Origin of the sequence: Staphylococcus warneri, assembly GCF_900636385.1 — a bacterium.
GTDB lineage: Bacteria > Bacillota > Bacilli > Staphylococcales > Staphylococcaceae > Staphylococcus > Staphylococcus warneri.
On sequence record NZ_LR134269.1, the window covers coordinates 1,418,258 to 1,433,281 of the forward strand.

The 15,024-nt window shown below is 31.1% G+C and carries 11 protein-coding genes; 3 read left to right on the forward strand and 8 right to left on the reverse strand.

Going from position 1 to position 15,024, the window contains the following annotated elements; genetic code table 11:
* Window positions 1-12: 12 nt before the first annotated feature.
* Window positions 13-1,017, reverse strand: a complete 1,005-nt coding sequence (locus EL082_RS06885) for an LCP family protein (protein ID WP_002467187.1) — start codon at window positions 1,015-1,017, stop codon at window positions 13-15.
* A gap of 136 nt (window positions 1,018-1,153) precedes the next feature.
* On the opposite strand from EL082_RS06885, the gene msrA reads away from it, so the two are divergent.
* A complete protein-coding gene (gene msrA, locus EL082_RS06890; protein ID WP_002467182.1) occupies window positions 1,154-1,660 on the forward strand; it encodes a peptide-methionine (S)-S-oxide reductase MsrA in 507 nt (168 codons plus the stop codon).
* A gap of 85 nt (window positions 1,661-1,745) precedes the next feature.
* On the opposite strand, the gene mprF is transcribed toward msrA, so the two are convergent.
* The 6 genes from mprF to parE form a co-directional block, all read right to left on the reverse strand.
* Window positions 1,746-4,268 (reverse strand): bifunctional lysylphosphatidylglycerol flippase/synthetase MprF, encoded by a 2,523-nt coding sequence (gene mprF / locus EL082_RS06895; RefSeq protein WP_002467181.1) that lies wholly within the window; start codon window positions 4,266-4,268, stop codon window positions 1,746-1,748.
* 263 nt (window positions 4,269-4,531) lie between these two features.
* The gene (locus EL082_RS06900; RefSeq protein WP_161767513.1) at window positions 4,532-5,689 is read right to left on the reverse strand and encodes an AI-2E family transporter; all 1,158 of its coding nucleotides are present in this window, start codon (window positions 5,687-5,689) and stop codon (window positions 4,532-4,534) included.
* A gap of 273 nt (window positions 5,690-5,962) precedes the next feature.
* A complete protein-coding gene (glcT, locus tag EL082_RS06905; RefSeq protein WP_015365025.1) occupies window positions 5,963-6,811 on the reverse strand; it encodes a glucose PTS transporter transcription antiterminator GlcT in 849 nt (282 codons plus the stop codon).
* A gap of 233 nt (window positions 6,812-7,044) precedes the next feature.
* The gene (alsT, locus tag EL082_RS06910; protein WP_015365026.1) at window positions 7,045-8,514 is read right to left on the reverse strand and encodes a glutamine transporter AlsT; all 1,470 of its coding nucleotides are present in this window, start codon (window positions 8,512-8,514) and stop codon (window positions 7,045-7,047) included.
* A 202-nt stretch (window positions 8,515-8,716) separates the two neighbouring features.
* Window positions 8,717-11,122, reverse strand: a complete 2,406-nt coding sequence (gene parC / locus EL082_RS06915) for a DNA topoisomerase IV subunit A (RefSeq protein ID WP_015365027.1) — start codon at window positions 11,120-11,122, stop codon at window positions 8,717-8,719.
* The gene (gene parE, locus EL082_RS06920; RefSeq protein WP_037540500.1) at window positions 11,119-13,113 is read right to left on the reverse strand and encodes a DNA topoisomerase IV subunit B; all 1,995 of its coding nucleotides are present in this window, start codon (window positions 13,111-13,113) and stop codon (window positions 11,119-11,121) included. The genes parC and parE overlap by 4 nt, the downstream gene beginning before the upstream one ends.
* A gap of 209 nt (window positions 13,114-13,322) precedes the next feature.
* On the opposite strand from parE, the gene plsY reads away from it, so the two are divergent.
* Together plsY and EL082_RS06930 are read left to right on the forward strand one after the other, a co-directional pair.
* Window positions 13,323-13,931: a glycerol-3-phosphate 1-O-acyltransferase PlsY gene (gene plsY / locus EL082_RS06925; RefSeq protein ID WP_002466090.1), complete on the forward strand. Its 609-nt coding sequence runs from the start codon at window positions 13,323-13,325 to the stop codon at window positions 13,929-13,931.
* A 235-nt stretch (window positions 13,932-14,166) separates the two neighbouring features.
* Complete coding sequence (locus tag EL082_RS06930; RefSeq protein WP_103286306.1) at window positions 14,167-14,463, forward strand: HesB/YadR/YfhF family protein; 297 nt, start codon at window positions 14,167-14,169, stop codon at window positions 14,461-14,463.
* A 73-nt stretch (window positions 14,464-14,536) separates the two neighbouring features.
* Here the strand turns inward: EL082_RS06930 and menI are convergent, their stop codons facing one another.
* Window positions 14,537-15,004 carry a 1,4-dihydroxy-2-naphthoyl-CoA hydrolase MenI gene (gene menI / locus EL082_RS06935; protein WP_002466091.1) on the reverse strand — a complete coding sequence of 156 codons (468 nt, stop codon included), beginning with the start codon at window positions 15,002-15,004 and terminating at the stop codon, window positions 14,537-14,539.
* Window positions 15,005-15,024 lie beyond the last annotated feature (20 nt).

Genomic DNA, 15,024 nt, shown 5'->3' on the forward strand with positions numbered 1-15,024 from the left:
GCTCTTTGAGTATTACTTTTTATTATTTTTATCATCGAAAAAATCTTGAATTGCTTTTTTATTTTTCTCTTTATCAATTTGCAAGGCACTACCATCATTATTAGTGGTAATATCTTGATATGAGTTCTTAATAGGGACTGTTAATGAATCTACATTTTTATCGCCTCGAACACCGAAACTTATTCCAGTTTGGAACATCGCAGAATCAGGCATATCTGTATTAACATATCCTCTAAGAATACCTGCTACTTTAGGTAACTTAGCAACTGTACCAAAATTCACTAATTCAGATTTAAGTGTTTGCATCACCTGTTGTTGACGACGTACACGCCCGAAATCGCCTTCTGCATCATGACGAAATCTAGCATAACCTAATAATTCTTTACCATTTAAACGATGATGACCTTTTTTCAATGATACACCAATATTTTCAGACATATCTTTTTCAACATCCATTGGAACACCATTAGGTTCTAACTCATCTATCATCTTTTCGAAACCAGTAAAGTCAACAACTGCATAATATTCAGGATTAATACCTAAGTTTTTATTTAATGTTTTTCTTAATAATTCTGGGCCACCTAATGAATATGCAGCATTAATTTTATACTTATCGTAGCCAGGAATATCAGCATAAATATCACGCATTACTGACATCATTTTCATTTTTTTATGAATATAGTCATATTGAACAACCATAATTGAGTCTGTACGTGATTTACCGCCCTGTGCTTTATCTGCACCTAATACTAATACAGAAATTTTACCGTCATTTTTTACTGGTCCGTTAAATTCATGTACTTTAATATCTTTCGCATGCTTTTCCGCATACTTTACACCACTATTATATCCATGAACAATGTATGCAATTATAACGATGAGAATAATTAAAATAAATAAAATAATAAAAGGTAATTTGCGCACTCTCTTTTTCTTTCGTCGCCTAGAAGGTGGAGTTGATGTACCTGCTTGTCGTTTATACTCAGTTTCTTCTCTGTTATCCTTCTGTTCTCTCATATTTACCTACCTTATACCTTTAAAATTACAATTCTATCATCTATAATTAATATGTATTAACGTTATAGAAAAAGTATACAAAAAGCAAGGATTTTTTTAATAAATGGTACTAAGGTCCAATGAAAGGGTGTCATAAATGAATATAAATACTGCATATTTTGCGGGTGGGTGCTTTTGGTGTATGACAAAACCTTTTGATACATTTGATGGTATAGAACAAGTAACATCAGGATATATGGGTGGAGACATAGCCAACCCTACATATGAGCAGGTTAAAAGTGGCACTACTGGACACTATGAAACTGTCAAAGTTGAATACGATGTTGCGTTATTCTCATACAATAAATTATTAGAAATCTTTTTTTCTGTCATTGATCCACTAGACGATGAAGGTCAATTTCAAGATAGAGGATCTCAGTATCAAACAGCTATTTTCTATTCCAATGAACATCAGAAAAAATTAGCTGAAGCGTATATCGCAGCGATGCAAGATACAATCAATGCAGATAAAGCAATTGCTACTAAAATTTTGCCTGCAACAACATTTTATAAAGCTGAAGAATATCATCAAGATTTTTATAAAAAGCAACCAGAAAGATATGCCAAAGAACAACAAGATCGTGAAAATTATAAGAAAAATTAAATCTAGATATAATTAAATTAAAGATTAAAACAAAAGCGATTGATGAAACCACTCAGTTTCATCAATCGCTTTTCATTATATATATTTATTTATGACGAATAACTCTCATCACTTTAATCATTGATTGCCATAAAGATGCATCTTTTCTATAAACTAAGAATCTCGGCTCCCAATTAGGTCCATATTTTTCTTTATAACGTCTTAAACCTTGGAAACGATATAAACCATTAAAATGTTCAAAGATTCTACCAGCTAATCGTTCTCTAAGATACGAGTAATGCAATTGACCTACATTAGAAAGTGTTGCCATCCCCATATTAAATGAACGATAACCCTTTTCTTTTCCCCATGAAAGCATGTGTAAATATAGACCATCCATTAACGGTAAATCTAATTCAGGTAACCAACGAATTAAATCGACTGAAATTGCATCATTAAAGTATGTTGGCATAAGTGTACAAAACGCAATAATTTTTCCTTCTTCATTACGCATAATACCAATTGGTGCTTTAGACAAATACGCTTCACTAAATTGACCTACTGAAAAATGCATTTCATTTCTGCCATCTAACCATTGATCACTTACATGCTGTAATGTTTCAATCATTTCTTTAGAAAATGGTGGTTCAATAACTTCAAAGTTAATATTTAAATCATCAAACTTATTTAAAGTAGCTCTAAAACCTCGACGCTTTTTACCTGAAGTCGTAAACGTTGTTAAATCAATAATCGCCTCTTCTCCTAATTTAAAGAATTGATTCCCAAAATTATGATAAAGTGGCATGAAACGATCACTAACTTGATAAAAGATAATGTCATAACCATAGTATTCTGCATATTCATAAAATGCTTCTAAAAGAGATTCGAAAGATGAAGCATCTCCAACTGGATCCCCTAAAACAACTAATGCATTAGATTTATATCGATACATTAAAAAGGCAGATTCATTATCATGAACAAAATAATCTTTATCTCCACTATAGATAAGATGTGTTAAATAATTACCACCATGTTCGTGAATAATTTGTTCACAAATAGTTAAATCTTTATTTTGATTTGATTTGGAATAACGATAATCAAATAACCATGCAATTGACGCCACAATCAGAGTAATTAAAGCTATTGTAATCCAGAAATAATATCTTAAAACTGTTGTATCAACTTCAAGATTGTACACATCTAATGCATATAACGTACTAGAGATAATAATATGATTGATATATAGTACAATCAAACTGATGATTACTATTAAAAATACGTTTTTTAATCTCAATGGTCGTTTTAAAACTTTGGCACGACGATAAGCAATAATAAGTAATACAAAAATAACAACTAACCATGTTAAAAGTAAGAAAGAAGCATAAGTATATATCGTTGCGGTAAAAATTAATACAACTGATATAATAGCAAAAATAATAGCACGTCGACTTTGTTTAAATATACCTTTAACATTTAACATTAATAATAAACAGGCACTAGTATGCACAGACAATGTTATATAATAAACAAAATGGTTATCATCATATAGTCCGTCATAAATAATAGTTAAATTATTGATGAAGAATATCACACTCGTTAAAAACACTAAAATCGCTAATGAAAATGATGGGATTTTAGATAAGATATCTTTTTGATATGACATTAAGAATGATGTGACATCTTTTGCAGGCACAAAATATTTAGATCCTTCGATATACTTTTTAGCAGTGTTACCAAATTCAAATGAAGATAATACTAACGCGATAGCTACAGGTACAAAGTAATATGCAAAGCGATAAAGCAATAATGCTAATAAAATATTCTCCTCATTTACACCTAGAGACTTAAAACCGAGTAGCACGACTAAATCAAATGCTCCAAATCCCCCAGGAATGAAACTTACTAATCCTGACAAAGCTGCAATAATAAAGATACCGATAAAATTCATAAATGAAATATCAATACCTACGATTAACGCAGAGAAATAGAGAACTACAGCAGCCGCCATCCACTCAACACATGAAACTACAGTACAATAAACACCCATAAATCGATTATTTTTATCTGCGGGTTTCATAATAGTATAAATAATAAAAATAGGTAAAAATAAAGCAACAATATATAAAATCCAACGAACCCATGAAATTCGATCTAACATGTCTGATGCATTAAAGACATGAAAAACAACTAAAATCGATAAAAGGCTAAGGCCTGTTAACATGGAAATGAGAATAATAGATATGTAATGCACGAGTTTCTTATTATCTACAGTATAATTTTTATAAACAAATGCTCTTAATCCGGCACCAATAAACCCGCCGAATCCGACAATAGCATTTAAAGCATTAATAATATAACTAACTCTAAAAACTTTCGTTAAAGGGATATCTAATTTTAAAGATTTAACAAGAATAATATCGTATAAAGATAAGATTAATAATGATGCTCCACCACCGGCAAATAATAATACTAACCATATACGATTAATTTTGCCAAATTGCATTAAGGTATCTTTAAAATTAATGGTTGATAATTCTCGATATAATGTGAACACTACAAAAATAAATAGTGCTGCAGCAAACACAAATTTTAAAATAGATAATAATTTACTTTTATTTTCTTGAGTCATTTTTTCACTTCAATTCTAATTAATTCTTCTATATAGCAAAAATATATCATAAGAATATGATAATTAGAATATAAATAGTCCTAATTATACATAACATTATTGTCATATCCTATGTTAGCTATAGTCATCCTAATAATACGCTACGCTTTAAGCATAAAAAGAAAAGGATATCTTAGAAATTAAGTAAGATAAGGACATTGTCAAATGCCCTTCTTATTCTCACATCCGTTTCTAAAGATATCCTTGTATCACAACTACTCAGATTAATCTTGTTCTTTATTCAATTGGTATTCTCCTGCATCTTCTCCATAATAACGATTATATCTACGTTTAAATAATAAGAAAACATGAGAAACTAAAACTTTTAATACTGCATAACCAGGTATACCTAAAATAACACCTACAATACCTAACAAATTACCTGCACATAATAAAATAAAGATAATTGTTAGAGGGTGTATTTTTAAAGTTTTACCCATAATATTTGGCGAAATGAAGTGTCCTTCAAAGAATTGGACTAATGTCCATACAATTGCTAATTTAAGTACCATTAATGGAGATGTAATAATAGCAATAACAATCGCTGGTGATATCGCAATAGTAGGACCTAAATAAGGTACTACGCTCGTTACAGCAGCGATACATGCAAGTATTAAACTATATTTTAATCCAATAATTGAATACCCGATAAATAATAAAACACCAATACAGAATGAGACAATAATTTGTCCTTGAATATATGAACCTACTTGAACACTCATTTTTTCAAGCAAATCGTGAAAATCTTTTCTGAATTTTGGTGGCATAATATTTGTCGTAAAATCTTTAAACTTATGACCATCTTTTAACATAAAGAATAATACAAATGGTGTTGTTACAATCACTACACCAACATTAGCAACAGCTTCTGCAAAAGTTGCTAATTTTGAACCAAAACCATCAAAATAATCTGATAACATTGTTGGTATTTTCTTCGTTAATGAATTAAGTTGATCATTAATTTGACTATAATAGCCAGCAAAAATTGAATTACTAGTTAATTTATTGATTGTATTCGTAAATTTTTTGAAATATTGAGGCGAATTATTAATAAAACTTCCTAATTGTGAGCCAATAACCGGAATTAATAAATTAACAATTAATGCTATAATTCCCACAATCGCAATATAAATAATCATAATACCCACTAATCGTGGTATACGATAACGTTCCATCAAATTCACAAGTGGATTAAACAAATAAAATATAATCAATGAAACAATAATAGGTGCAGCAATCGTATTAAATATAATAATAAATGGCTCAAACACATATGAAACTTTATCAAATATAAATATGACAATACCTAAAAGTACAAGTGCTAATAAACCATAAATTAAATCATTGCCGCCTAAAAATCGCATAAATCTTGTTTCGGACATACTGAAATTAGTTTTAAACTTTCCAGATGCCTTATTTTCTGTAGTCTTATTTTCATTCGACATTTGACATCACCATACCTTCAAGTTACCTCTCTTTATTCAATTCATAAAACGCTTAATATGATTAAAATAACTAACACTTATCATAACATAATTCGTACAACTAAGGCGTATAAAAAATTTAATAAAATAAATATAACTGGTTTCAATCATTGCATAGATAATACTATATCAATTTAATGAATAGAACTATTAAAATACAACCAGACATGATTAGTCACGAATGACTTGCGCTTCAAAATGGTGAATGTGTAATGTTAAATAAATCACTTCAGCTTCATTAATTGTAATATCGAATTCCATTTGAATCATTTTTAAAATTTTAAAAGCTGTGGAATAGCACTGTGGATAATGCTTTTTAATCATTTCAATGAAATCATTTTGTGCATGAATCGCTTCATTCTGTCTCAAACGTCGAATGAGGAACTGAACATGTCTTATAAAACGCTGATATTGCACTGAGGATTGATCAACTTGATGATTTAAATCAGATTCAATGATTGTAATACTCTTATTAATTAATTGATTGATTAACGACATTTCTCGCATAGATAATTCTTCAGAATTAGAAGCAATATGTAATGCGATAAAACCAATTTCATCTTCTGGAAATTGAACATCTAATTGTTGATTTAGTCTTTCAATCACTTTGGCAGCTAATTGATATGCGTCGCTATATAAATACTTAGTCTCCATAGCAAACGGATTACTTATTAATTGATTTTGTTTTAAACGTTTATACGCAAAAATAATATGATCAGTTAGGGCAACGACTAAATTTTTATCATCAATATCTAAAGTCGTATTAGTGATTAAATTGACTGATTCTATGACAGCTTGCAGTACATGATCATCCGCCATTTCAACCAATGTCTTATAATGCTCTTTATGTTTATCTTGATCAAGCTTATACACTTTTTCAATGGAAGCTGATTCATCTAAGATTAAACCTTGCTTTTTATTAAAACCAATACCTTTTCCAATGAGTACAACTTCCTGATCTTTATTTGTGCATATGATAACGTTATTATTGAGAATTTTACTTATTTTGTATTTTCCCATCATTATCACCTTTCCTAATCCATTATTAAAATTATAAAGCTAAATGATATAAATGAAAAGAAAATACATTTTTAAATCTTTTTATTTATAAATCCAAATTTTACTATTATTATCAAAGTACTCTACTTTCTATCCATAAAAAAGATTCTGTACAATACTAAAAAGAATACAATCAATAACTCACTATTCAATAAAAAATCCTGAGACATTTAAATATGTCTCAGGATTTTTCGTTACTTATTATTTTTATTAGCTTTATTTGTTGAATTGATACCCCAAGATTCAATTCCAAATAAGTTAATCTCAAGATTTTCTGGTTTGAACACAGGATTTTTACCTGCTTTACGTTGTAGTTGGTAATCTTTCATTACTGCAAAAGCAATATTAGAAAGTCCAATAATAGAAACAATATTAACAATTGCCATTAGTCCCATAAATAAGTCTGCTGTACTCCATACTGTTTCAGTTTTAGCAACTGCACCAATAAATACAAGTACGACTACAAGACATCTAAAAATGAAAATAATTGTCTTATTATTTGAAAGGTATTCTATATTAGATTGTCCATAATAATAGTTACCTACAACAGAAGAAAAGGCAAATAGTGTAATTGCAATTGTTAAGAATATACCACCTGCTGAACCTAAATGTTCATTTAAAGCAGATTGTGTAACTGCCACACCTTGAGGTGCATTTTCTCCAAATTTTAATCCAGAGTATAATAAAATCATGATTGCTGTAGCTGTACATACAAGCATAGTATCAAAGAATACACCTAATGATTGAATTAAACCTTGTTTAACTGGATGAGGTACGGCAGCTGTTGCTGCTGCATTTGGCGCAGAACCCATACCTGCTTCATTGGAGAATAAACCACGTTTAATACCTTGTAAAATAGCTGCACCTACTGCACCACCAGTTACTTGTTCAAAACCGAAAGCACTTTTAATGATAGTACCAATCATTGGAACGATTTGATCTAAGTTTAATAGTAAAATAACTAAAACCATACCAATGTATATAATAGCCATAATAGGAACTATTAATGATGATAATGTTGCAATACTTCGAACACCACCAAAGATGATGATAGCTGTAATGACTGCTAAAACAATTCCTGTAATAACTGGGCTAACATGATACTGAGTATTTAATGATTCAGCAATCGTATTTGATTGAACTGTGTTAAATACAAATGCGAAAGTAACTGTGATTAGAATCGCAAATACAATACCTAACCATTTTTGATTTAATCCTTTAGTTATGTAATATGCTGGTCCGCCTCGGAATCCACCATCTTTATCATGTACTTTGTAAACCTGAGCTAATGTGGCTTCCATAAATGCACTTGCTGCACCTATAAATGCAATAATCCACATCCAAAATACCGCACCAGGACCACCTAGTACAATTGCTGTTGCTACACCAGCAATATTTCCTGTACCAACCCTTGAGCCTGCACTAATTGCAAAAGCTTGGAAAGGTGAAATACCTTTTTCGCCACTTTCTAATGTTTCAGGTTTCTCAACTAACGCTCTAAACATTTCAGGCAACATGCGAAGTTGCACAAATTTAGAACTGATAGTGAAGAAGAAACCAGCTGTAAGTAACAATCCAATTAGATATTGAGACCAAATTAAATCATTCCCTACTTGGACAAAATCTTTGAACCAACCAGGAATTAAATTATCAAAATCTTTCAAATAAATCCCTCTCATCTTTAAATAAAATTCATATCTTAAAAATTCAAGAGATTCATATTGTCATATTGCAATCTAATTAAATAATGATTCAACATATCAATACTTATCATTAGATTGTTCAATTTAATATAAACCTCTTGAACGCTTTAATTGTGATTATTATATTTTATTTTATCATCTTATTCATGTATTGCATATACTTTTATTGTAAGTACATACCTTTGACTTCACCAAAATCATCAATATCTACAATAAACGAACCGTTCGTATATTGTTCAGATTTGTGAATCGACGCAATTTCGCCACTCTCTTGATTATTATCTGAATATAATGTATAGGTTGTATAATTATGACGGACAACATCAGCTGCTACAATTCGATGTGGTGCTTTTTTCAATTCTTTAAGTAAAGTTATACCTCTTTGTGCACGTTTAGCTTCTTGTAATACTTTGAATCCAATATGCTTAATTGCACCACGTTGAGTAGCCATCATCACTGATTCCGAATGGTTAATCATTTGAGTCATGACTACGAAATCCTCATCTTTTAAATTAATAGATTTAACGCCCGCAGCACGAAGACCAGTATCAGATAGTTCATTTGTAGAATAAGTAAGTGACATACCTTTGTGCGTTATCACTGTAATGAGTTGATCTGATTCTACCCTCATAATGTTAATCACTTCGTCTTGGTCTTTCACCTTCATAGCAATTAATGGTTTGTTATAGCGTGTCGTTTTAAACTGAGGAACACTACTTTTCTTAATCATGCCGTTGCGCGTAGCCATAATATAAAATGCTTCGTGTTGGCTAAAGTCTTTTTCATTAAACACATCAATCACTTGTTCATCTTCATCAATAGAAACAATTTGCGACACGTGTTGTCCTAACTCTTTCCATCTGATTTCAGCTAATTTATGAACAGGGATGAATAAATATCTACCTTTATTTGTAAACACGAGCGCAGTATCCTGAGTATTTACATCAAGGTACTTTAATAAACTATCTCCGTCTTTTAAGCCTACTTCGGAAACACCACTTGCATTAAAGCTTCGTGTAGTTGTCCGTTTAATATAGCCGTGTCTCGTCAAGCTCAATACTACTTCTTCACTTGGTACCATAACTTCTTTATCAATTTTAATTTCAGAAATTTCCGCTTCAATCGTAGACAGACGATCTGTTTTGAATTTCTTTCTTATTTCTGTCAATTCATTTTTTATCACATTTAATAATGCATCATGATCATCTAATATATGACGTAAATCTTTGATTAAATTAGATAATTCATCATGTTCTTGTTCTAAAGCAACAATATCGGTATTTGTTAAGCGATAAAGTTGTAACATCACAATCGCTTCAGCCTGAGCTTCAGTAAAGTCAAACTCAGCAACTAAGTTATCTTTAGCGTCTTTTTTATTTTTAGAATTACGGATAAGTGCAATGACTTCATCTAATATTGACAAGGCTTTCATTAAACCTTCAACGATATGCATTCGTTTTTCAGCATGCTCTAAATCAAACTTAGTTCTATTCGCGACGACTTCAATTTGGTGATTGATATAACTATCAATAATTTGTTTAATACCCATTAATTTAGGTCGCCCGTCACTAATTGCTACCATATTAAAATTGTAAGATATTTGTAAGTCTGAATTTTTATATAAGAAGTTCTTGATTGCTTCACTATTAACATCTTTTTTAAGTTCTATAGCAATACGTAAGCCCGTTCTATCCGTTTCATCTCGAACTTCAACAATACCGTCAACTTTCTTATCCGCACGTAATTCATCAATACGTTTAACTAAACTACTTTTATTCACTTCGTACGGAATTTCAGTCACAATCAATTCTTTACGTCCATTGCGTAATTCTTCTTCATCTACTTTTGAACGTACAACAATCTTACCTTTACCTGATTCATATGCCTTTTTAATACCATCTAGACCTTGAATGATACCTCCAGTTGGAAAATCAGGTCCTTTAATGTATTTCATTAATTGGCTCACAGTAATATCAGGATTATCAATATATTTTAAAGTCGCTTGAATAACCTCACCAAGATTATGTGGTGGAATATCAGTTGCATAACCTGCTGAAATACCAGTAGAACCATTAATTAATAAGTTAGGGAATCTAGCAGGTAATACCATAGGTTCTAGCGTCGTATCATCATAGTTTGGAATAAATGACACGGTTTCTTTATTAATATCTCTTAATAGTTCTTCAGATAGTTGACTTAACTTAGCTTCCGTATAACGCATCGCAGCAGGTGGATCATTATCAATACTACCATTGTTACCATGCATTTCGATTAAGACATGTCGCAACTTCCAATCTTGACTTAAACGCACCATAGCATCATACACTGAAGAGTCACCATGAGGATGATACTGACCGATGACATCCCCGACAGTTTTAGCACTTTTACGGAAATTTTTATCGAATGTATTACCACTTGAGTACATCGCGTATAGGATACGACGTTGTACTGGTTTAAGCCCGTCACGAACATCTGGTAATGCTCGCTCTTGGATAATATATTTACTATATCGTCCAAAACGGTCACCGATTACATCTTCAAGTGATAAATCTTGAATTATCTCACTCAATTCGTTTCATCCTCCTCATAGGTTTCATTTTCCAAAATTTGAACTTCAGTATTATCTAAAATACTTAAATCTTCTTGCATACCAAATTCAACATGATTTTCAATCCATTCTCTACGTGGAGCTACTTTATCTCCCATTAAAGTGGTAACACGTTTTGAAGAGCGTACTTCATCTTCAACTTGAACTCGTATCAATGTACGTGTTTCAGGATTCATTGTTGTTTCCCATAATTGTTCAGGATTCATTTCACCTAAACCTTTGTAACGTTGTAATGAGAACCCTTTACCAAGTTGCTTTTGTAATTTATCTAATTCATCATCAGTCCAAGCATATTCTACTTTCTTAGATTTACCTTTACCTTTTTCTAATTTATAAAGTGGAGGTAATGCTATAAAGACACGACCAGCTTGTACTAAAGGTTTCATATATTTAAAGAAGAACGTTAATAATAAAACTTGAATATGTGCACCATCTGTATCGGCATCGGTCATAATTATAATTCGACTATAATTACTATCTTCAATTTTAAATTCGTTACCAACACCTGCACCAATTGTATGAATAATCGTGTTAATCTCTTCATTTTTGAAGATATCTTCTAATCTAGCTTTTTCAGTATTAATGACTTTACCTCTTAGTGGTAGTATTGCTTGGAATTTACGATCACGACCAAGTTTAGCAGAACCACCTGCAGAGTCACCCTCTACTAAATAAAGTTCATTTTTCTCAGTATTTTTACTTTGAGCAGGTGTTAATTTACCTGACAATAACGTATCTTTTCGTTTGTTCTTTTTACCAGAACGTGCATCTTCACGTGCTTTACGTGCCGCTTCTCTAGCTTGTTGTGCTTTAATCGCTTTCTTCACAAGTGATTTAGACAATTGTCCTTTTTCTTCAAGATAAAATGGCAATTTTTCAGAAACAACTGAGTCTACAGCACTTCTAGCTTCTGATGTACCTAATTTAGATTTAGTTTGTCCTTCGAATTGTAATAACTCTTCAGGAATTCTTACAGAAACGATAGCCGTTAATCCTTCACGTATATCATTTCCATCTAAATTTTTATCTTTTTCTTTTAATTCATTGATACGTCTAGCATAATCGTTAAATACACGAGTCATAGCTGTTTTAAATCCGACTTCATGTGTACCACCATCTTTAGTACGCACGTTATTAACGAAGCTTAAAATGCTTTCAGAATATTGATCGTTATATTGGAAAGCTACATCAACTTCAATGCCATTAGATGTACCTGTAAAAGTTGTGACATCATGAAGAACTTCTTTACCTTCATTGACATAACTTACAAATTCTTTAATACCTTCTTCGTAATGGTAATATTCTTCTCTTTCTTTACCACGACGTAAATCAATTAATTTAATTTTTAGGTTTTTTAATAAGAATGCAGATTCTTGTAAACGCTCACTTAGAACATCAAAATTAAATGATGTCGTGGCTTTGAAAATTTCAGGATCTGGTTTAAACGTTACTTTTGTACCCGTTTTCTTTGTTTTACCTTCTTTTAGTAACCCTGTCGCAGGCACACCACCATCTTTAAAACTCTGTTTATATATATTACCGTCTCTATGAATTTCAACTTCTAACCATTCACTTAGTGCGTTAACCACCGATGCACCAACACCGTGTAGTCCACCAGATGTTTTATAACCACCTTGGCCAAACTTGCCTCCAGCATGTAATATGGTAAAGATAACTTGAACAGTTGGTTTACCTGAAGCGTGAATACCTGTTGGCATCCCACGACCATTATCTTCTATTGAAATACTATCATCTTGGTTTAGGATAACTGTAATCTCATCCCCGTAACCATTTAATACTTCATCGACGGAGTTATCGACAACTTCATATACTAGATGATGCAATCCACGTTTATCAGTTGATCCTATATACATCCCCGGTCTTTTTCTAACAGCTTCAAGACCTTCTAAAACCTGTATAGAATCATCTGAATAATGATTTTGTTTATTCATTGCCAATGATTTCGCCCTCCTACAAACGTACGTTCGTTTTTAAAACTATACAATAGTTATTCTTATATAAATCTGTATAAATTGCAAGTGTCATCTTGATAATTCAGTTTATTTTAATGATTATTCATTTTTAAATTATCAATTTTTATTGTTCTAAAATAAGGGGGATATGGTAAAATAGTGCTAAGTTACTAAAGGATGTGTATTTTATGATGATTGTCGTCATGTTAATACTAAGTTATCTTATTGGCGCTTTTCCAAGTGGTTTAGTTATAGGAAAGCTATTCTTTAAGAAAGATATAAGACAATTTGGTAGTGGCAACACTGGAGCAACAAACAGTTTTAGGGTATTAGGTAGACCAGCAGGATTTGTGGTAACCTTCTTAGATATTTTCAAAGGTTTTATCACTGTATTCTTCCCTATTTGGTTACCAGTACATGTTGATGGACCTATAAGTACATTCTTTACCAACGGACTGATTGTAGGTTTATTTGCAATACTTGGCCATGTATATCCTATATATTTAAAATTTAAAGGTGGTAAAGCTGTTGCTACGAGTGCTGGGGTAGTTTTAGGAGTAAATCCCATTTTATTATTAATTTTAGCTGCAATTTTCTTTTTAGTGCTAAAAACATTTAAATACGTCTCCTTATCAAGTATCGTAGCAGCTATTTGTTGTGTGATAGGTTCACTCATTATACAGGACTACATCTTACTTGCAGTTAGCGGCATTGTTTCTATAATTTTAATTATACGCCACAAAACAAATATTGTCCGAATCTTTAAAGGTGAAGAACCTAAGATAACATGGATGTAAATCAAATAAACAAAATTATTAGCGCTTAATTAGATATTTACCTAATAGATATCTTATTAAGTGCTTTTCTTTATAGTCATAAATGACACATGTTGATATAAGCACATTTTTTATTTTGTCAGTATGTATAATGTTTAAAAATATATTAGAATGATAGGCTATGCTATAATTCTAATATCACTAAAATTGACAATCCATCGAGTAAAATATAGAGATTTATTATGGAGGAGATTAAATGAAAATTGAACTTACAGACCAAGCCGTTCAATGGTTTAAAGATGAATTTGATTTACCGGAAGATAATCAAGTATTACATTTCTTCGTAAGATATGGTGGCGAATTTCAATTAAAACAAGGATTTAGCCCAGCGTTTAATGTTGAAAACAAATCTGATGTTGAGGTTGCTTATGAAGAAGAATATAACGGATTAACGATTGTTATATCCGAGAAAGATTTATGGTACTTTGAAGATGATCATATTGTGGTAGATACAGTTGATCATGAAGATAAAATTTCATATACAAAGAAATAGAAATATTATATAGCCCTAAAATGCATTAATAAAGCATTCTAGGGCTATATTTGTTATGTCTTATTAATTTAAATTATAAATGATCAATACCATGAGTTACTTCTTCATTGATGCCTTCTTTATTTAAAGATTCAACTTTACTATAGGTTTCATGCCAATCTGCAAAATAACGATCTAATCTAATTGGTCTAAACGTATCAGCTTTCATACAAATTAACTCAGTATAACCTGTAGTTGCAAGTTCGCCCTGTTCATTAAAAATTTCATATCTATACACAGAACGTAATCTTGAATATTTTTCCACCCATGTTTTAATGGTTACTTTTTCAGGATAAAAAATTGATTTTTTATATTTGATATTTAAGTCTGTAACTGGAGAAATGATCCCTTGCTTTTCCATATCAGCATAACTAAATCCTAGTTTTCTAATGTAATCTGTACGCGCTACTTCAAACCATGTTGCATAATTACCATGATAAATCACGCCCATTTTATCTGTCTCTTGATATCTTGGTTCAATTTCAGTCAAACTATAAATCATTTAAGTCCAATCCTTCCTTA

Coding starts and splice junctions, on each gene's coding strand:
- EL082_RS06900 (WP_161767513.1), bottom strand. CDS start 5,689: ATGTCCGAAACAAGATTTATGCGATTTTTAGGCGGCAATGATTTAATT.
- msrA (WP_002467182.1), top strand. CDS start 1,154: ATGAATATAAATACTGCATATTTTGCGGGTGGGTGCTTTTGGTGTATG.
- mprF (WP_002467181.1), bottom strand. CDS start 4,268: ATGACTCAAGAAAATAAAAGTAAATTATTATCTATTTTAAAATTTGTG.
- menI (WP_002466091.1), bottom strand. CDS start 15,004: ATGATTTATAGTTTGACTGAAATTGAACCAAGATATCAAGAGACAGAT.
- EL082_RS06930 (WP_103286306.1), top strand. CDS start 14,167: ATGAAAATTGAACTTACAGACCAAGCCGTTCAATGGTTTAAAGATGAA.
- glcT (WP_015365025.1), bottom strand. CDS start 6,811: ATGGGAAAATACAAAATAAGTAAAATTCTCAATAATAACGTTATCATA.
- EL082_RS06885 (WP_002467187.1), bottom strand. CDS start 1,017: ATGAGAGAACAGAAGGATAACAGAGAAGAAACTGAGTATAAACGACAA.
- parE (WP_037540500.1), bottom strand. CDS start 13,113: ATGAATAAACAAAATCATTATTCAGATGATTCTATACAGGTTTTAGAA.
- plsY (WP_002466090.1), top strand. CDS start 13,323: ATGATGATTGTCGTCATGTTAATACTAAGTTATCTTATTGGCGCTTTT.